This window comes from Type-F symbiont of Plautia stali (assembly GCF_059731105.1).
Map to the genome: position 1 here is coordinate 3,222,481 of NZ_AP035909.1, position 18,008 is coordinate 3,240,488.

An 18,008-nucleotide genomic window follows, 5' to 3' on the forward strand; every position below is an offset into this window, starting at 1 on the left:
AGATAGGCCCACGCCCGATCCGGACGGGCAGCGGCGACAGGAACAGGAGTCATGGTGACGGCAGAGACATTTACGCTTTTATTGATCGACGACCACCCCATGCTGCGCAACGGGCTGAAGCAGCTAATCGCGCTGGATGAGAGACTGCAGGTGGTTGCCGAGGCGGGAAACGGTGTGCAGGGCGTGGCGCTGGCGCAGCAGCACGATCCTGACCTGATCCTGCTGGATCTGAATATGCCGGGACTGAATGGGCTGGATACTCTGACCCGACTGCGCGAAGCCCCCCTCTCCGGGCGGGTGGTGGTGTTCAGCGTGTCGGATGAGGAAGAGGATGTCGTCAGCGCACTGCAGCGCGGCGCCGATGGCTATCTGCTGAAAGATATGGAGCCGGAAGCGCTGCTGAAAGCCCTGCATCAGGCGGCAGCCGGTCAGATCGTGCTGAGCGAGGCGTTAACGCCAATCCTGGTCACCCGGCTGCGCGACGCCCGGCCTGCCCGCCCGCGTGACATCACGCAGCTGACCCGACGCGAACGCGAAATCCTGCAGCTGATCAGCGATGGGATGACCAACAAAGCGATTGCCCGTAAGCTGACCATCAGCGAAAGCACCGTTAAGGTCCACGTCAAATATCTGCTGAAGAAGATGAACCTTAAATCCCGGCTGGAAGCCGCGGTCTGGGCGCTGCAGCACGGGCTGAACTAACCTGGCTGCCTGTAAATGATGCGTCAGAAGTCATAGAGCTTAACGGGGTTATCACGCAGTATTCTCTGCCGATCCCGGCTCTCCGGCGCCCAGACCTGCATCAGATCGAGTAACACCGCATCGTCCGGCTTATGGCTGTCCGGTTCGGTCGGGTGCGGCCAGTCGCTGCCCCATAGCAGCCGTTCCGGGTTAATCTGCACCAGTTTCTGTGCCACCGGCGTCACATCCTTATAGCCCGGCGCGCCGGTTAAGGAGTCGATATAAACCCCGGAGAGTTTTATCCAGCTTTTCCCGCCATCCAGCATCCGCTGCAGCGTGGTAAACACCGGCGACGTAATGCCCTCCGGCTGCGGCACGTGCCCCATATGATCGATCACCACCGGGGTCGGGAGTTTTTGCAGCCGGCTTTCCAGTTCGGTTAAGTGTTTACCAGAGGTCACCACCTGAATATGCCAGTTCAGGGGATTCACGCGTGCTGCTAGCTTCTCCATATCATCGAGGTTAACCGCGCTGTAACGCAGATTGAACCGGATCCCCCTGACGCCCGCCTGATGCAGCTTCTGCAGTTCATCATCGCTGACCGACGAATCCAGCACCACCACGCCGCGCGCATTTCCCCCGCTCGCCGCCAGGCCATTCAGCAGGACGCTGTTATCGGTTCCATAGCGGGAGGGCGTGACAATCACCATCCGGTTGATGCCCAGTCTCTGCTGAAGCTTCCGATAGTCTTCCAGTGAAGCGTTCGCCGGGTTCATCAGTTTTGTGCCAGGCACGGCAGGATAGCGGCTGTCGTACAGATGCATATGGCAATCGACGCTGCCTGGCGGCGGAATCAGCTGAGGTTTTTTCTCGCCCGAACTGTAAGGCACGTTTGCGAAGGCGGGAAACGTCGCCGCGAAAGCCAGCGCCGCGCCTGAGTGTAAGAAATGCCGACGGGTTAGTGACATTTATCCTCCTGATAATTAAGGTCATTAAAGCCGTTATTCAGACTTTCCGTTCCATCCTGAGCGCGACGTCATCATCCCGGCAAACTCTCCCGGTCGCCGCTATGACGGCGTGATGCTGACCTGACTGCGCCGGGTAAATTTTGCGCGCTGAAAATGTAACCCGTTGATTCAACCACTTTTGTCCGCCGGGCGCAGATGTGCGTGCCGCTTCTTTGACCGGTGTCTCTTTTTCAGGCGGGCACGGCGGACTGATTTCCTTTAATCCGCCCGACCCTGCCGGTGAACCGCACGCTCCGCGCGCAGCCGCCTGATCGGCAATCCCCCGGTGCGCTATCCTGTCAGAAATCGCGAGCCGCCTCGCAGCAGCACATCAGAGAGTGCAAAAGTGACACTTTTCTGTCGCCAGCCGCCCTGCCATTTGCCAGGATGCCTCCTGGCCGGTCAGGTTCACGGTCTGCGCATCAGGCTGGCATATGCCCTGCCCTATTCGTTATCATCTGATTATCCTGCGCGCCTGGAATGCCTTTCGGTTTCATGGGCGTTGACCGCCAGAAATTTACCGCATCAAAGATGAGTTAAAACCTTATGCAAGAGCCAACCGAAAAGGACTTTCCTTCTCACACGCCCATGATGCAGCAGTACCTGCGCCTCAAGGCCGAGCACCCTGACATTCTGCTGTTTTACCGTATGGGTGACTTCTACGAGCTGTTTTATGACGACGCGAAACGAGCCTCACAGCTGCTGGAGATTTCGCTGACCAAACGCGGCGCGTCGGCGGGTGAACCGATTCCGATGGCCGGTGTGCCCTACCATGCGGTTGAAGGGTATCTGGCTAAGCTGGTGCAGCTGGGCGAATCCGTAGCGATCTGCGAGCAGATCGGTGACCCGGCGCTGAGCAAAGGGCCGGTCGAGCGCAAAGTGGTGCGTATCGTTACGCCGGGAACCATCAGCGATGAGGCGTTGTTGCAGGAGCGGCACGACAACCTGCTGGCGGCGATTGTGCAAAGCCCGCGGGGATTTGGCTACGCCACGCTCGACATCAGCTCGGGCCGTTTTCGCCTCAGCGAACCTGCCGATGCCGAAACTATGGCGGCAGAGCTGCAGCGCACCAACCCGGCCGAGCTGCTCTACCCTGAAGATTTCCAGGCGATGTCACTGATCGATCAGCGTCGTGGCCTGCGCCGCCGTCCGCTGTGGGAGTTTGAGATCGACACCGCCCGGCAGCAGCTCAATCTGCAGTTCGGCACCCGTGACCTTAACGGGTTTGGCGTGGAGAATGCGCAGCTCGGACTGAGTGCGGCGGGCTGTCTGCTGCAGTATGCCAAAGATACCCAGCGCACCACTCTGCCGCACATCCGCTCGCTGAGCATGGAGCGGCAGCAGGACAGCATCATTATGGATGCGGCCACCCGCCGTAATCTGGAGATCACTCAGAACCTGGCAGGCGGCACCGACAACACCCTGGCGGCGGTGCTGGACAAAACGGTCACCCCGATGGGAAGCCGGATGCTCAAACGCTGGCTGCATATGCCGCTGCGCGACGTGCGCACGATCACCCAGCGTCAGGAGTCGATTGCAGAACTGCAGCCTCTCAGTGAGGTGCTTCAGCCGGTGTTGCGTCAGGTCGGCGATCTGGAACGAATCCTGGCCCGCCTGGCGCTGCGCACCGCCCGCCCGCGCGATCTGGCCCGCATGCGGCACGCTTTTCAGCAGCTGCCGGAGCTTAACCAGCTGCTGGCCGATGTTGAAGCGCCACAGCTGCAGAAGCTGCGCACCCAGATGGGCGAGTTCGCCGCGCTGCGTGAGCTGCTGGAGCAGGCGATCATCGACTCCCCGCCGGTGCTGATCCGCGACGGCGGCGTGATTGCTCCCGGTTACAACGCCGAGCTGGATGAGTGGCGTGCGCTGGCCGATGGTGCAACGGACTATCTCGACAGGCTGGAGATTCGCGAACGCGAGAAGCTGGGACTGGATACCCTCAAGGTTGGCTTTAACGGCGTACACGGCTACTTCATCCAGGTAAGCCGCGGGCAGAGCCATCAGGTGCCGATGCACTATGTCCGTCGCCAGACCCTGAAAAATGCGGAACGCTACATCATCCCGGAGCTGAAAGAGTACGAAGACAAGGTACTGACCTCGAAGGGGAAAGCGCTGTCGCTGGAAAAAAGCCTCTATGAGGCGCTGTTCGATCAGCTGCTGCCGCATCTTGAAGCGTTGCAGCTGAGTGCCGCTGCGCTGGCAGAGCTGGATGTGCTGAGCAATCTGGCCGAGCGCGCCTGGACGCTGAACTACTGCCGGCCGGTGTTGCAGGATAAAGCCGGGATCAAAATCAGCGGCGGCCGTCATCCGGTGGTCGAACAGGTGCTGAAAGAGCCGTTTATTGCGAACCCGCTCTCCCTGGCCCCTCAGCGCAGAATGCTGATCATTACCGGTCCGAACATGGGCGGTAAAAGTACCTATATGCGTCAGGCGGCGCTGATTGCGCTGATGGCGTGGATTGGCAGTTTTGTTCCCGCCGATGAGACGCTGATTGGCCCGCTGGATCGCATCTTCACCCGCGTGGGTGCCGCTGACGATCTCGCTTCCGGACGCTCGACCTTTATGGTGGAGATGACCGAAACCGCCAACATCCTGCACAACGCCACCGAAAACAGTCTGGTGCTGATGGATGAGATTGGACGCGGTACCTCCACCTACGACGGCTTATCGCTGGCCTGGGCCTGTGCCGAAAACCTGGCCAACCGCATTAAAGCGATGACGCTGTTCGCGACCCATTACTTCGAGCTGACGACCCTGCCGGAGAAAATGGAGGGCGTGGTGAACGTTCACCTGGACGCGGTGGAGCACGGTGACACCATCGCCTTTATGCACAGCGTGCAGGAGGGGGCCGCCAGCAAGAGCTATGGTCTGGCCGTGGCAGCGCTGGCGGGGGTGCCCAAAGAGGTCATCAGACGCGCGCGCAGCAAGCTGAAAGAGCTGGAGACCGTCTCCAGTCACTCCGCCTCATCGACGGTCGATGGTTCTCAGCTGCCGCTGCTGGTTGAAGAGACCTCACCGGCGGTAGAAGCCCTGGAGGCGCTGGACCCGGATACGCTGACGCCGCGTCAGGCGCTCGACTGGATCTATCGCCTTAAGTCGCTGGTCTGAAGGTTCGCCGTGCCGCGTGAAAGCGCGGACCGGCCCGCTACGTTTCTGCCTGACCTTTTCTGCAGACATAAAAAAAGCGGTGGTTTTCACCACCGCTTTTCGCATTCATGCTCAGATCAGTTATTCACGAAACAGTGCTTCAATGTTGAGGCCCTGCGCCTGCAGGATTTCGCGCAGACGGCGCAAACCTTCAACCTGAATCTGACGGACACGCTCACGGGTTAAGCCGATTTCACGGCCGACATCCTCAAGCGTTGCCGCTTCATAGCCCAACAGGCCGAAACGACGTGCCAGCACTTCACGCTGCTTGGCGTTCAGTTCGAACAGCCATTTGACGATGCTTTGTTTCATGTCATCGTCCTGCGTGGTGTCTTCCGGGCCGTTGTCTTTCTCATCGGCCAGAATATCCAGCAGCGCTTTTTCAGAATCCCCGCCTAATGGCGTGTCAACCGAGGTAATGCGTTCGTTGAGACGCAACATACGGCTTACGTCATCAACCGGTTTATCAAGCTGCTCCGCGATCTCTTCCGCACTCGGCTCATGGTCGAGCTTGTGGGACAGTTCACGCGCAGTACGCAGATAAACGTTCAGTTCTTTAACAATGTGAATCGGCAGACGGATAGTACGGGTTTGATTCATGATCGCCCGTTCAATGGTCTGACGAATCCACCAGGTGGCGTACGTTGAGAAACGGAACCCGCGCTCCGGGTCAAATTTCTCAACGGCGCGAATCAGGCCGAGGTTACCTTCTTCAATCAGGTCCAGCAGGGCTAAACCACGATTGCTGTAACGACGGGCGATTTTCACCACCAGGCGTAAGTTACTTTCGATCATACGGCGACGGGAAGGAATATCACCCCGCAATGCACGGCGAGCGAAGAAAACTTCTTCCTCTGCCGTTAACAACGGAGAATAGCCAATCTCCCCAAGATAGAGCTGCGTCGCATCTAAAACACGCTGCGTCGCACCCTGTGATAGCAATTCTTCTTCCGCTACGTCGCTATCACTGGCTTCGTTTTCAACGAGTGCTTTCTCGTCAAAAATTTCAGCTCCGTTCTCATCGAATTCCGCGTTCTCATGTAACTCGTTTACTTTCAGCGTATTCTGGCTCATAAGCGGCTCCTACCCGTGATTCCAGGGCAGAACATAAAAAGGGTCTGTTCTGCCGGATTATCGCTGCGGTAAATAACGCAACGGGTTTACGGATTTCCCCTTGTAACGAATTTCAAAATGTAATCTGACTGAACTGGTTCCGGTGCTACCCATGGTAGCGATCTTCTGCCCCGCCTTAACTTCCTGTTGTTCCCGAACCAGCATTGTATCGTTGTGGGCGTAGGCACTCAGGTAATCATCGTTGTGTTTAATGATGATTAAATTACCGTACCCCCGGAGTGCGTTACCTGCGTAAACCACGCGTCCTGATGCGGTGGAAACGACAGATTGTCCGCGCGTTCCGGCGATATCGATCCCTTTATTGCCACCTTCGGCGGCAGAGAAGTTATCGATAATCTTCCCATCGGTCGGCCAGCGCCAGCTTCCGACCGGCGTTGAACTGTTGGTGGTACTGCTCACCGTTGGGGGGGCGGTAACGACTGGAGCTGTTGTCGTTGCAACATTTGCTCCTTTCGAAGGCAACAATTTGCTGCCACCCGAATTACCCGAATCATCAGAATACGTAATAACAGGTTGCTGTGCAACAACAGGCGCTTTAATTTGTGGCGACGCCGGGACACCGCCCTGCGTTGCATCAGCAACGGTAATGGGATTTCCGCCCGTAATCGGCTGACCTGACCCATTTCCAATCTGCAGCGTTTGCCCCACATTCAGGCTGTAGGGCGCAGGAACGTTGTTGCGCTGGGCTAAATCGCGGAAGTCGTTGCCGGTAATCCAGGCAATGTAAAACAATGTGTCACCGCGCTTAACGGTATATGTTTCACCGGAGTAACTACCCTTTGGAATATTCTGATAACTGCGGTTGTACACAATCCGGCCATTCTGTGTCTCAACATTATCGCTGGTACTAATCATTCCACCGCTACGGGGAGCAGATCCTGAATTTGTGCTTAACATTTGTCCCTGGGCAGGTGTGGCAGGTACGCCGCCCGAAACCATGCCTGTGTCAGACGGGCTGCTGTTCATGCCGCTATTGTCGCCCACGCGACTGATGGGCGCCTGCGAGTTGTCGCTGGAGCTGCAGCCTGCCAGCCAGAAACCTACCAGTGAAAGCGCCGCCAGACGGCGTAACTGAAAAAGTGTGCTTCCCGTGCTCATTAATCCCCCGTGATGGCAACTCTGATCTATCTGTTTCACTGTATCTGCCAGCAGAATGCTCTGCGTGACGCGATAAAAGCTGTGTTTTCGTTAGGTAAACCGGATAGTAACAACATCAGGTACGTGGTGCCATGAAACAGTTGTGAAGAAATACGTAGAGGGTCAGGCCAGGTCGCCCTGCACCAGCGGAACAAAACGCACCGGCTCGATGGTCTCTTCCGTCACCTCTTTTCCCTGACGACGCAGCCGTTTCAGTACCTGCTGATCTTCCCCCACCGGCAGCACCATAATGCCGCCTTCTGCCAGCTGCGCTATCAGCGCAATCGGAATTTCCGGCGGGGCCGCCGTGACGATAATCGCATCGAACGGGCCACGGGATGGCCAGCCCTGCCAGCCGTCGCCATGGCGGGTGGAGACATTGTGCAGATCGAGCTGTTTCAGCCGGCGCTTGGCCTGCCACTGCAGCCCTTTAATCCGCTCCACGGAATAGACGTGATCAACCAGGTGGGCCAGAATGGCGGTCTGATAACCCGAACCGGTGCCGATCTCCAGCACCCGCGAATGGGGATTCAGCCCGAGCAGCGCGGTCATCCGCGCCACCATGTAAGGCTGTGAGATGGTCTGACCGGAGCCGATAGGCAGAGCGACATTGTCCCAGGCCTTGTGCTCGAACGCCTCATCGATAAAGCGTTCGCGTGGCACCTCGCTGATGGCTTTCAGCAGGTTTTCGTCATGGATGCCCTGCTGACGCAGTTGTGACAGCAACGTCTCAATACGCCGATTCACCATGCCAGATTCACCTCAGCTTTCGCCAGCCAGTCGCTGAGCACCTCCTGGGCACTGTGCGCCGTTAAATCGACGTGCAGCGCGGTGACAGAGACATAGCCCTGATCCACGGCGGCGAAGTCCGTATCCGGCCCGGCATCCAGTTTTTCACCCGGCGGGCCAATCCAGTAGAGGGTATTGCCGCGCGGGTCCTGCTGCGCAATCACCTGATCGGCCGGATGGCGGCTGCCACAGCGCGTCACGCGAATGCCCCGGAGTTCGGAGAGCGGCAGATCGGGCACGTTGATATTGAGAATGCGACCGGTGCGCAGCGGCTCATGCGTCAGCGCCCGGAGAAGCGCACAGGTCACCGCCGCGGCTGTCTCGTAGTGCTGATGACCATTGAGCGAAACGGCGATCGCCGGTAAGCCCAGGTGTCTCCCCTCCATCGCCGCCGCGACCGTGCCGGAGTAAATCACATCATCCCCCAGGTTGGGACCGGCATTGATGCCTGACACCACAATATCGGGCCGCGGCTGCATCAGAGCATTCACCCCCAGATAGACACAGTCGGTCGGGGTACCCATCTGCACCGCGATATCGCCGTTTTCATGGGTGAACGTTCGCAGGGGCGTTTCCAGGGTGAGCGAGTTTGACGCACCGCTTCGGTTACGATCGGGGGCAACCACCTGCACGTCAGCAATCTGCCGCAGGGCTTTCGCCAGAGTCTGAATACCTGGCGCATGAATGCCGTCATCGTTGCTGAGCAATATCCGCATTTCGTTCTGACCTTTTTTTATTCGACTGGTCGCCGCGACTGAACCTGTCTGAACGGCATGGCAACAGGTGAGGAATGGGCGGCGATTTTTGCATTCTAGCGAGGCACGCAAGGAAGTGGTAGGCGTAAATCACACAGCTGAGGGGGGTTGCCGCAACATTCCCCACACAGCGGGTCAGGTTGCGGCGAAGATTACTCATCAATCTGATCGGACGCGTCGGCCTGAACCAGCAGTTCTCTGACGACGCTGGTGGCGAAGCTGCCTGCGGGCAGCCAGAACGTCAGCTCCAGCGTCACCTCATCCCACCAGCTCCAGCGCAGATCGCGCGGCACGACCAGCATGGCACGGCGTGCGGCATCCACCCGCTCGCGCTCAATCAGGCCGGTCAGCAGGGTTTCGCCAGCCAGCACCTGCTCTTCAAAAGCCAGCGCATCCGCCTGCGGACCCGGCTCGCCCCGCCCCGGCAGCGGCGCGGTGATGCGCAGTTCATGCTGTTCAACCCGGCGCTGGCACGCTTCCAGCTCATCCGGCTGCGCAACAAACCAGCTGCCTCGCCCGGTCAGCTGCAGGGCATCGCCGTTAAGGACCTGACTCAGGCCGCCCTGCTGTGCCAGACGCGCACTGGTCACCTGATTAAACAGCGCACTGCGCGCGGCAGAGAGCATCAGGCTGCGCTTGTTGCGATCGCGCAGGGTAATCTCGTTGCGCGCCCACTTCTCTGCGATCACCAGGTTATTGCCGCCGCGCCCGAAACGCTGCTCACCGAAATAGTTCGGCACGCCCGCGTCACGAATCTGCGTCAGGCGCGTCTCAACCGCCTCACGGTCACTGATCTGGCGGATGACCAGCCGGAACGCATTTCCGGCCAGCGCGCCGGTGCGCAGCTTGCGCTTGTGGCGTACCGCCTGCAGGATCTCAACCCCCTCCAGCGCAAAACCGCGCAGATCGGGCATCGCATTCCCCGGCAGACGGAAACAGAGCGTCTGCTCCGTCACGGCATGGCGATCCTTCATCCCGGCATAGCTCATGTCACGCTGATGCACACCGAGATATTTCGCCAGCGCCTCCGCCACGAAACGGGTATTCGCGCCCACTTTACGGATGCGCACCAGCAGATGCTCACCTTCCCCATCCGGGCCATAACCGAGATCTTCAACCACCACAAAATCTTCCGGGCTGGCTTTGATGACGCCGGTGGCAGCGGGCGTGCCGTGCAGATAGTGAAGCGTCATTGAGTGTCGGCTTTCAGCAGCAGGGCCACCGCTTCGCAGGCGATCCCTTCACCGCGCCCGGTAAAGCCCAGCTTTTCGGTCGTGGTGGCTTTGACATTGACCGCATCCATGTGACACCCCAGATCTTCCGCGATGTTGATGCGCATCTGCGGCACATGCGGCAGCATTTTCGGCGCCTGGGCAATCAGGGTGACATCCACGTTACCGATGCGATAGCCTTTGGCTTCGATACGACGCCAGGCCTCGCGCAGCAGGCCGCGGCTGTCCGCGCCTTTAAACGCGGGATCGGTATCCGGAAACAGCTTGCCAATATCACCCATGGCGACCGCGCCCAGCAGCGCGTCCGTCAGCGCATGCAGCGCCACATCACCATCGGAATGGGCGATAAACCCCTGCTCAAACGGGATCCGCACACCGCCAATCACTAACGGACCCTCTCCGCCAAAGGCGTGAACGTCAAAACCGTGACCGATACGCATCATGCGCTCTCCTTTAATTGAATCTGACTCAGATAAAAAGCCGCCAGCGCCAGATCTTCTGGCCGGGTGACTTTGATGTTATCACTGCGTCCGCTGACCAGCAGCGGATGGTAGCCGCAATACTCCAGCGCCGAGGCCTCATCCGTAATGGTTGCGCCCTCGGTCAGTGCCCGCGTCAGGCAGGCTGTCAGCAGCGCATGCGGGAAAAACTGGGGGGTTAAGGCGTGCCAGAGATCGTCACGCTCTACCGTGTGGGCCACCGCGGCTTTGCCCGGCTCGCCCCGCTTCATGGTGTCGCGCACCGGTGCGGCCAGAATCCCGCCGACGTGGCTCTGTTCGCGCACGTTAAGCAGCTGCTGCAGGTCGTCGGGATGCAGACAGGGACGGGCAGCATCGTGAACCAGAACCCACGCGGAACCCTGCGCGGCCTGCAGGCCAGCCAGCACCGATTCGGCGCGGGTCTCTCCGCCGGTGACCCTGAGTACGCGCGGATCGCGCGCCAGCGGCAGTGAGGCGAAGTGCTGATCGTCGGGACTGAGGGCGACAATAACCTGTTTAATGGCAGGATGGGAAAACAGACGTGCAATGCTGTGTTCCAGAAGGGTGTGCTGACCAATCGTCAGATACTGCTTAGGACAGGTTGCCTGCATGCGGCTGCCGATCCCGGCCGCGGGCACCACGGCAATCACATCCGCAAGGGAGGCCAGAGTATTCATGTTTTATCGTTGTTGGTTTTGCGCTGATTGTTGCGCGTTGCGTTTGTTCTGGTCAGGCACCAGACGATAGAAGGTCTCACCGGGCTTAATCATGCCCAGCTCATTGCGTGCACGCTCCTCGATCGCTTCCGAGCCGCCATTGAGGTCATCAATTTCGGCAAACAGCTGATCGTTGCGCGATTTCAGTTTGGCATTGTTAGCCTGTTGCACCGCGACATCATCATTGACGCGCGTATAGTCGTGGATGCCATTTTTCCCCAGCCACAATGAATATTGCAGCCAGCCGAGCAGCACCAGTAACAGTAACGTCAGTTTTCCCATCCCGCCCCCTAAAAACGGCCCAATCATCCCATAACTTTGCACAGGACTCCACACCAGCGGAGAAAATGGCGCGCTTTGCCGCGCGTCTGCACAAAATATGAATCAGCAGCGATTCCAGGGGGAAAAGATTTGTAACCGGCCGATGCGTTTGCACATCAGCGCAGGGGCATCAGCGCTTACCAGCCGGAGAGAAAAGAGAACATTAACCAGAAGAGGGAGACCACCAGAATCACGGTGGCGAGTGCGGTCCAGAGCCACTGTCCGCTGAGCAGGGTATTCAGGGCAATACCGGCGACCACCGCAACCGGCAGCAGCGACAGAAAGAATGGCCAGGTATAAAGAAAGAAAAACAGCGTGTTAGAGCCGAACAGCAGGAAGGGGATCGCCAGCGCACACCAGTAAGCGAGAAAGCCGATCACGCAGCCCGGCAGCAGTGAGCGCGGCTCATCCGGGGTGGTGTCATCTTTACGAGCGAGCAGTGGGGTTATGTTCTGCATAGGCATCCTGTTGGTGCGAGGGCGGCAAATCAGAGACGATTTGCCGCTGTCTCTTCAGGATCTGATGATATCGCGGTCACGCAGCAGGTCTAACAATTGGGCGGCCAGTTTTGTAACCAATTGTTCGCCATCCAGCTGAATTTCCGGGCTCTCCGGGGCTTCATAAACGCTGTCGATGCCGGTGAAGTTTCGCAGTTCTCCGGCACGGGCTTTGCGGTATAACCCTTTAGGATCGCGCGCCTCGCACACCGCTAACGGCGTATCGACAAACACCTCGATAAACTGTCCCGGTTCCAGCAGATCGCGCACCATCTGCCGCTCGGCGCGATGCGGTGAAATAAAGGCGGTGAGCACCACTAATCCGGCATCCACCATCAGTTTCGCCACTTCGCCGACCCGACGGATATTCTCTTTGCGGTCGCCATCGCTGAAACCGAGGTCACGGCACAGGCCGTGACGCACATTATCCCCATCCAGCAGATAGGTACTGACACCGATGCGGTGCAGCGCCTGCTCCAGCGCACCGGCGACCGTGGATTTCCCCGAGCCCGACAGCCCGGTGAACCACAGCACCACGCCCTGATGGCCGTGCTGCTGTTCGCGTGCCGCGCGGGTGACCGGATGGTCATGCCACACCACGTTGTCGTCGTGCTGCGCCATTATTGACCGCCCAGCAGATCGCGTGCGTTCCAGTGTGGGAAGTGACGGCGCACCAGCGCATTCAGTTCCAGCTCAAAGGCGCTGAACTCACCTGTATTGACCGGCACATCCTGGTTGGGCTGATGGATCATGCCCGCCCCGACCGTAACGTTGCTCAGGCGATCGATAAAGATCATGCCGCCGGTCACCGGGTTCTGCTGATAGCTGTCGAGCACCATCGGTTCATTGAAGACGATCTCAATGCGGCCGATTCCGTTCAGCGGCAGCGCCTCGACCTGATGGGTCTCCAGCGAGTTGATGTCGACCTGATGCAGCACCTTTTCGACCCGGCCACGGGTTTTCTTACCGGCGATTTTCAGATCGTAGCTCTGACCCGCCTGCAGCGGCTGCTCCGCCATCCACACCACGTCTACGCTGGCCGACTGCACCGCCGTCAGCGTTTCGCTGGCGTCCACCAGCAGATCGCCACGGCTGATATCAATCTCATCCTGCAGCACCAGGGTAATCGCCTCCCCTGCTCCCGCGTCCTGCAGATCGCCATCAAAGGTCACAATGCGGGCAATCGTCGACTCCACACCAGACGGCAGCACTTTAACGCGCTGACCCACCTGCACGCTGCCTGACGCCAGGGTACCGGCATAGCCACGGAAATCGAGGTTAGGACGGTTCACATACTGCACCGGGAAACGCATCGGCTGATGGTCGACAACGCGCTTCAGCTCCACGGTCTCCAGCACGTCCAGCAGCGTCGGGCCGGTGTACCACGGCATGGTCTGGCTGGCCGTCGCAACGTTGTCCCCTTCCAGCGCCGACATCGGCACAAAGCGGATGTCGAGATCGTCCGGCAGCTGGGCGGCGAAATCGAGATAATCCTGTTTGATCGCCTCGAAGCGATCCTGACTGTAGTCCACCAGATCCATCTTGTTGATCGCCACCACCAGGTTCTTAATGCCCAGCAGCGTCGAGATAAAGCTGTGACGACGGGTCTGATCCAGCACGCCTTTTCGCGCGTCGATCAGCAGGATCGCCAGGTCGCAGGTGGAGGCCCCGGTCGCCATGTTGCGGGTGTACTGCTCATGGCCCGGCGTGTCGGCAATAATGAATTTACGCTTTTCGGTCGAGAAGTAGCGGTAGGCCACGTCGATGGTAATGCCCTGCTCACGCTCCGCCTGAAGACCGTCCACCAGCAGCGCCAGATCGAGCTTCTCGCCCTGGGTGCCGTGACGTTTGCTGTCGTTGTGCAGTGAAGAGAGCTGGTCTTCATAGATCTGACGGGTGTCGTGCAGCAGACGTCCAATCAGGGTACTTTTTCCATCGTCCACGCTGCCGCAGGTCAAAAAACGCAGCAGGCTCTTGTGTTGCTGAGCGGTCAGCCAGGCTTCAACGCCGCCCTGGTCGGCAATCTGTTGTGCAATTACGGTATTCATCTGGCGTCTCCTTAGAAATAACCCTGGCGTTTTTTCAGTTCCATCGAACCGGACTGGTCGCGGTCGATCATGCGGCCCTGACGCTCACTGGTGGTGGACACCAGCATCTCTTCGATGATCTCCGGCAGCGTCTGCGCTTCGGACTCTACTGCACCGGTCAGCGGCCAGCAGCCGAGGGTACGGAAACGGACCATCCGTTGGGTAATCTCTTCACCCGGCTGCAGATTGATACGATCGTCATCAATCATCATCAGCATGCCGTCACGCTCCAGCACCGGACGCGGCGCGGCGAGATAGAGCGGCACGATCTCGATGTTTTCCAGGAAGATATACTGCCAGATATCCAGTTCGGTCCAGTTCGACAGCGGAAAAACGCGGATGCTTTCGCCCTTGTTGATCTGACCGTTGTAGTTGTGCCACAGCTCAGGGCGCTGGTTTTTCGGGTCCCAGCGATGGAAGCGGTCACGGAACGAGTAGATACGCTCTTTGGCGCGCGACTTCTCTTCATCGCGACGTGCGCCGCCGAAGGCCGCGTCAAAACCATATTTGTCCAGCGCCTGCTTCAGCCCTTCCGTTTTCATGATGTCGGTGTGTTTGGCGCTGCCGTGGACAAACGGGTTAATGCCCATCGCCACCCCTTCCGGGTTGCGGTGAACGATCAGCTCGGCACCCATCGCTTTCACAGTGCGGTCACGGAATTCATACATCTCGCGGAATTTCCAGCCGGTGTCCACATGCAGCAACGGAAACGGCAGCGTGCCCGGATAGAACGCTTTGCGTGCCAGGTGCAGCATGACCGAAGAGTCTTTGCCGATGGAGTACATCATCACCGGGTTGCTGAACTCTGCAGCCACTTCGCGAATGATATGGATGCTCTCCGCCTCCAGCTGACGCAGATGAGTGAGTCGTTTTTGGTCCATGATTTTCCCTCAAGCCAGATTGACAACGGCGGACTCGCGAGCCCCCTGCTGTGCTGAATGTTTAAACCAGGCGAGTTGCCCGTGCAGATTAACCACCTCTCCGATCACCAGCAGCGCCGGAGTAGGTGCCGAGGCGGCCAGCGCCTCAAGGTGTTCTAAGGTGCCGGTCAGCACCTGCTGATCCTGACGGGTGCCGCGACTGATCACCGCCACTGGCGTTGATGGTGCACGACCATGCTGAATCAGCGCCGCGCTGATCAGGGCCGCTTTAACCGTTCCCATGTAGATCGCCAGCGTCTGACGCGCACGCGCCAGCGATGGCCAGTCAATATCATCCCCATCGGGACGGCAGTGACCGGTAATAAACATCACGCTCTGGGCATAATCGCGGTGGGTCAGCGGAATCCCGGCATAGGCCGTCGCACCGGCAGCCGCGGTGACGCCCGGCACCACCTGGAACGGGATCCCCGCCTGATGTGCCGCCTGCAGCTCTTCGCCGCCGCGGCCGAAGATAAAGGGATCGCCGCCCTTGAGGCGCACCACCCGCTTGCCTTTCTTCGCCAGCGCGACCAGCAACTGATTAATCTCTTCCTGCGGCAACGTATGCGCGCTGGCGCGTTTACCGACGCAGATGCGGTCGGCGTCACGACGCACCAGGTCCAGCACCTCTTCGCTGACCAGATGGTCATAGAGCACCACATCGGCTAACTGCATTACCTGCAGGCCACGCAGCGTCAGCAGGCCGCTGTCGCCCGGCCCGGCACCGACCAGAAAGATCTCGCCCTGACGGGTTGGCTCTTCCAGCAGTTCACGATCCAGCGTGCGCTTCGCCTCTTCGACGTTACCGGCGGACATCTGACTGGCGAACAGACCGTCGAAGGCCCGCTCCCAGAAACGCCGACGATCGGACATGCGGCTGAAGCGCTGTTTGACCTTATCGCGCCACAGCCCGGCTACCTCCGCCATCTGACCCAGACTGGCGGGCAGCAGCGTTTCGATTTTTTCGCGCAGCATGCGCGCCAGTACCGGCGCGGTGCCGCTGGAGGAGATCGCCACTACCAGCGGTGAGCGGTCAACAATCGACGGGAAGATAAAGGTGCATTTTGGCTGGTCGTCGACCACGTTAACCAGCTTATGCCGCGCGTTAGCGGCTTCAAAAACCTGGGTGTTGAGATGGTTATCGTCGGTGGCAGCAATCACCAGGAAAACGCCATCCAGCTGAGCCGGATCAAATTCGGTCGCCACCCACTCCAGCTCCTGCTTATCCAGCAGTTCCTGCAGTTCCGGGCAGAGTTCACGAGAAGCGATCTGAACACGCGCGCGCGCGCGACGCAGCAGTTCAATTTTTCGCGCCGCAATATCTCCACCGCCGACAACCAGAACCGGGCGGCCAGAGAGATCGGCAAAAAGAGGCAAATAGTCCACGTTAACCCTGATGTTTTAACTTTGTATTAACGGGACTATACGTCGCTGAGTTTATTCAGATGAAATTACGAATTGGAATGAGTAGTTACCGAATGGAATAACGGTGGCGCAAAGCACAGAACAATTTGATCTTAACAGATGAAATGTAATGGCTTTTCCGTGAACAGGCTCACAGATTCCTCCGCACCTGCTGCGCTGCAAAAGCAGATAAGTGCCAGTGCAAAGGTCTGCCTCTCTGTGCCGGAGGCGACAGCGCCCGATTCCACTAACAGGATTGCGGGACAAAAAGCGTATAATACGCCCGGCATGAGCGGCCCTGGCCCCTGTACAGGCCCGCTCCGGACAAATAAAAAAAAGGATGCACTATGTTTTGTTCCCTCCGTCTGAGGGTTGCCACTCTTTTGTCTGGCGCACTCCTCTCCCCGCTGGCACTGGCCACGCCGCCCGGCCAGTTTGCCGAGCAGCAGGTCCGGCACATCGCCACCTTTTTCCCGGGCCGCATGAGTGGCAGCCCGGCAGAGCTGATGGCGGCTGACTATCTGCAGCAGCAATTTACCGCGCTGGGTTATCAGACCAATACCCGCCAGTTCAACACCGGTTACAACTGGCAGGAAGAGGATGGCTCGCGGCGCTGGCACAAGCTGACCGCCACCTCGGTCATTGCCGCACGCGCCGGCAGCGTGCCGCAGGAGATCCTGATCGTGGCCCATCTGGATACCTGGACGCCGCTGAACAGCGCTCAGGTTCACCGCAATCTGGGCGGCCTGCGTCTGCAGGGGGTGGATGATAACGCCTCAGGGCTGGGCGTGATGCTGGAACTGGCGCAGCAGCTGAGTCAGAAACCGCTGCACTATGGCGTCCGCTTTGTGGCGCTGAGCGCCGGAGAAGCCGATCTGCACGGCATGGATGACTATGTGGAGCGGATGAGCGCGCGTGAGAAGAAGAACACCCTGCTGGTCATCGATCTCAACAGCCTGATCACCGGCGATCACCTCTATTTTAACAGCGGCATGAATACGCCCCGGGCGGTACGCAAGCAGACCAGCGATCGGGCGCTGCTGCTGGCCCGCCAGCTCGGCATTCCCGCCGCCAGTCATCAGCTGACCCGCAAAGATGTCAGCGGGCTGAATGCCTTTGACAGGGCGGGCTTTCCGCTGCTGGATGTGACCGCCAGTAACTGGACGCTGGGGAATAAAGATGGCGCGCTGCAGCGTCACCGCAGCCGCCACTTTCCCGATGGCGTCACCCGCCATCAGACTGACCTGGATAATCTGAACTACCTTGACCGCTGGCTGCCGGGTCAGATAGCCCGGCGAACCCATGACAGTGTCAGCGTGCTGCTGCCGCTGCTCAGAGAACTGACCAATCCCAACGTGTGAGGATCTGACATGTACGTCGTCATTCTGAATTACATTCGTCCGGTAGAGGAAGTTGAAACCCTGCTGGCTGGCCATATCGACTGGCTCAATCGCTATTTTGACGCGGACATTTTTATTGCGGCGGGACGGAAAGATCCGCGTACCGGCGGCATGCTGCTGGTGAGGGATATTGAGCGTGAACGGCTGGAGGCGATCTTAGCGGAAGATCCTTTTGTCGCCGTGGCGCAGTATGAGGTGACAAAGGTGAATGTAACGCGGGCAGCGGAAGCCTTCAGTGGCTTAACCGGCGTCTGAGACCGGGCAGTAACGCCCTTCTCTCCCGCCAGCCTGGGGGGAGAGAA

Annotated in this window: 18 protein-coding genes; 4 read left to right on the forward strand and 14 right to left on the reverse strand. The window is 59.0% G+C overall.

Annotated features, from left to right (window positions below; genetic code table 11):
• Positions 1-51 precede the first annotated feature (51 nt).
• Complete coding sequence (gene narL, locus AC6I7A_RS15320) at positions 52-702, forward strand: two-component system response regulator NarL (protein WP_058958520.1); 651 nt, start codon at positions 52-54, stop codon at positions 700-702.
• A 23-nt stretch (positions 703-725) separates the two neighbouring features.
• On the opposite strand, the gene AC6I7A_RS15325 is transcribed toward narL, so the two are convergent.
• Complete coding sequence (locus AC6I7A_RS15325; RefSeq protein ID WP_058958519.1) at positions 726-1,649, reverse strand: amidohydrolase family protein; 924 nt, start codon at positions 1,647-1,649, stop codon at positions 726-728.
• Between the two features lie 585 nt (positions 1,650-2,234).
• Between AC6I7A_RS15325 and mutS the strand changes: the two genes are divergently transcribed.
• Entirely contained in the window at positions 2,235-4,796 is a 2,562-nt protein-coding gene (mutS, locus tag AC6I7A_RS15330) for a DNA mismatch repair protein MutS (RefSeq protein ID WP_140925063.1), read from the forward strand.
• Between the two features lie 120 nt (positions 4,797-4,916).
• Here mutS and rpoS read toward each other — a convergent pair whose 3' ends face one another.
• The 13 genes from rpoS to cysG form a co-directional block, all read right to left on the reverse strand.
• Entirely contained in the window at positions 4,917-5,909 is a 993-nt protein-coding gene (rpoS, locus tag AC6I7A_RS15335; RefSeq protein ID WP_009086923.1) for an RNA polymerase sigma factor RpoS, read from the reverse strand.
• Positions 5,910-5,966: 57 nt separating this feature from the next.
• The gene (gene nlpD, locus AC6I7A_RS15340; protein ID WP_058958445.1) at positions 5,967-7,067 is read right to left on the reverse strand and encodes a murein hydrolase activator NlpD; all 1,101 of its coding nucleotides are present in this window, start codon (positions 7,065-7,067) and stop codon (positions 5,967-5,969) included.
• A 162-nt stretch (positions 7,068-7,229) separates the two neighbouring features.
• Entirely contained in the window at positions 7,230-7,856 is a 627-nt protein-coding gene (locus AC6I7A_RS15345) for a protein-L-isoaspartate(D-aspartate) O-methyltransferase (protein ID WP_009086927.1), read from the reverse strand.
• On the reverse strand, positions 7,850-8,611 hold the full coding sequence (gene surE, locus AC6I7A_RS15350) for a 5'/3'-nucleotidase SurE (protein WP_009086929.1): 762 nt from the start codon (positions 8,609-8,611) through the stop codon (positions 7,850-7,852). The genes AC6I7A_RS15345 and surE overlap by 7 nt, the downstream gene beginning before the upstream one ends.
• Positions 8,612-8,802: 191 nt before the next feature.
• Positions 8,803-9,843 (reverse strand): tRNA pseudouridine(13) synthase TruD, encoded by a 1,041-nt coding sequence (gene truD, locus AC6I7A_RS15355; protein ID WP_058958444.1) that lies wholly within the window; start codon positions 9,841-9,843, stop codon positions 8,803-8,805.
• Positions 9,840-10,322: a 2-C-methyl-D-erythritol 2,4-cyclodiphosphate synthase gene (gene ispF / locus AC6I7A_RS15360; RefSeq protein ID WP_009086933.1), complete on the reverse strand. Its 483-nt coding sequence runs from the start codon at positions 10,320-10,322 to the stop codon at positions 9,840-9,842. Before ispF ends, truD begins: the two co-directional genes overlap by 4 nt.
• Complete coding sequence (gene ispD, locus AC6I7A_RS15365) at positions 10,322-11,038, reverse strand: 2-C-methyl-D-erythritol 4-phosphate cytidylyltransferase (protein ID WP_058958443.1); 717 nt, start codon at positions 11,036-11,038, stop codon at positions 10,322-10,324. The genes ispF and ispD overlap by 1 nt, the downstream gene beginning before the upstream one ends.
• A gap of 3 nt (positions 11,039-11,041) precedes the next feature.
• Positions 11,042-11,359: a cell division protein FtsB gene (gene ftsB, locus AC6I7A_RS15370; RefSeq protein WP_009086936.1), complete on the reverse strand. Its 318-nt coding sequence runs from the start codon at positions 11,357-11,359 to the stop codon at positions 11,042-11,044.
• Positions 11,360-11,535: 176 nt separating this feature from the next.
• On the reverse strand, positions 11,536-11,856 hold the full coding sequence (locus tag AC6I7A_RS15375; RefSeq protein ID WP_058958442.1) for a DUF3561 family protein: 321 nt from the start codon (positions 11,854-11,856) through the stop codon (positions 11,536-11,538).
• A gap of 54 nt (positions 11,857-11,910) precedes the next feature.
• A complete protein-coding gene (cysC, locus tag AC6I7A_RS15380; RefSeq protein WP_009086939.1) occupies positions 11,911-12,516 on the reverse strand; it encodes an adenylyl-sulfate kinase in 606 nt (201 codons plus the stop codon).
• Positions 12,516-13,943, reverse strand: coding sequence for a sulfate adenylyltransferase subunit CysN (gene cysN / locus AC6I7A_RS15385; RefSeq protein ID WP_058958441.1), 1,428 nt, complete (start codon positions 13,941-13,943; stop codon positions 12,516-12,518). Before cysN ends, cysC begins: the two co-directional genes overlap by 1 nt.
• A gap of 11 nt (positions 13,944-13,954) precedes the next feature.
• On the reverse strand, positions 13,955-14,863 hold the full coding sequence (gene cysD / locus AC6I7A_RS15390; RefSeq protein WP_009086943.1) for a sulfate adenylyltransferase subunit CysD: 909 nt from the start codon (positions 14,861-14,863) through the stop codon (positions 13,955-13,957).
• Positions 14,864-14,872: 9 nt separating this feature from the next.
• Positions 14,873-16,288 (reverse strand): siroheme synthase CysG, encoded by a 1,416-nt coding sequence (gene cysG, locus AC6I7A_RS15395; protein ID WP_058958440.1) that lies wholly within the window; start codon positions 16,286-16,288, stop codon positions 14,873-14,875.
• 365 nt (positions 16,289-16,653) lie between these two features.
• Between cysG and AC6I7A_RS15400 the strand changes: the two genes are divergently transcribed.
• Entirely contained in the window at positions 16,654-17,667 is a 1,014-nt protein-coding gene (locus AC6I7A_RS15400; RefSeq protein WP_033736029.1) for an aminopeptidase, read from the forward strand.
• 9 nt (positions 17,668-17,676) lie between these two features.
• Positions 17,677-17,961 (forward strand): YciI family protein, encoded by a 285-nt coding sequence (locus AC6I7A_RS15405; RefSeq protein ID WP_058958439.1) that lies wholly within the window; start codon positions 17,677-17,679, stop codon positions 17,959-17,961.
• Positions 17,962-18,008 lie beyond the last annotated feature (47 nt).

What these genes read in the sequence shown, in the direction of transcription:
- AC6I7A_RS15325 (WP_058958519.1), bottom strand. Translation starts at nt 1,649, where the DNA reads ATGTCACTAACCCGTCGGCATTTCTTACACTCAGGCGCGGCGCTGGCT.
- rpoS (WP_009086923.1), bottom strand. Translation starts at nt 5,909, where the DNA reads ATGAGCCAGAATACGCTGAAAGTAAACGAGTTACATGAGAACGCGGAA.
- AC6I7A_RS15375 (WP_058958442.1), bottom strand. Translation starts at nt 11,856, where the DNA reads ATGCAGAACATAACCCCACTGCTCGCTCGTAAAGATGACACCACCCCG.
- AC6I7A_RS15400 (WP_033736029.1), top strand. Translation starts at nt 16,654, where the DNA reads ATGTTTTGTTCCCTCCGTCTGAGGGTTGCCACTCTTTTGTCTGGCGCA.
- mutS (WP_140925063.1), top strand. Translation starts at nt 2,235, where the DNA reads ATGCAAGAGCCAACCGAAAAGGACTTTCCTTCTCACACGCCCATGATG.
- ispD (WP_058958443.1), bottom strand. Translation starts at nt 11,038, where the DNA reads ATGAATACTCTGGCCTCCCTTGCGGATGTGATTGCCGTGGTGCCCGCG.
- cysN (WP_058958441.1), bottom strand. Translation starts at nt 13,943, where the DNA reads ATGAATACCGTAATTGCACAACAGATTGCCGACCAGGGCGGCGTTGAA.
- surE (WP_009086929.1), bottom strand. Translation starts at nt 8,611, where the DNA reads ATGCGGATATTGCTCAGCAACGATGACGGCATTCATGCGCCAGGTATT.
- nlpD (WP_058958445.1), bottom strand. Translation starts at nt 7,067, where the DNA reads ATGAGCACGGGAAGCACACTTTTTCAGTTACGCCGTCTGGCGGCGCTT.
- narL (WP_058958520.1), top strand. Translation starts at nt 52, where the DNA reads ATGGTGACGGCAGAGACATTTACGCTTTTATTGATCGACGACCACCCC.
- cysD (WP_009086943.1), bottom strand. Translation starts at nt 14,863, where the DNA reads ATGGACCAAAAACGACTCACTCATCTGCGTCAGCTGGAGGCGGAGAGC.
- ispF (WP_009086933.1), bottom strand. Translation starts at nt 10,322, where the DNA reads ATGCGTATCGGTCACGGTTTTGACGTTCACGCCTTTGGCGGAGAGGGT.
- AC6I7A_RS15345 (WP_009086927.1), bottom strand. Translation starts at nt 7,856, where the DNA reads ATGGTGAATCGGCGTATTGAGACGTTGCTGTCACAACTGCGTCAGCAG.
- cysC (WP_009086939.1), bottom strand. Translation starts at nt 12,516, where the DNA reads ATGGCGCAGCACGACGACAACGTGGTGTGGCATGACCATCCGGTCACC.
- ftsB (WP_009086936.1), bottom strand. Translation starts at nt 11,359, where the DNA reads ATGGGAAAACTGACGTTACTGTTACTGGTGCTGCTCGGCTGGCTGCAA.
- AC6I7A_RS15405 (WP_058958439.1), top strand. Translation starts at nt 17,677, where the DNA reads ATGTACGTCGTCATTCTGAATTACATTCGTCCGGTAGAGGAAGTTGAA.
- truD (WP_058958444.1), bottom strand. Translation starts at nt 9,843, where the DNA reads ATGACGCTTCACTATCTGCACGGCACGCCCGCTGCCACCGGCGTCATC.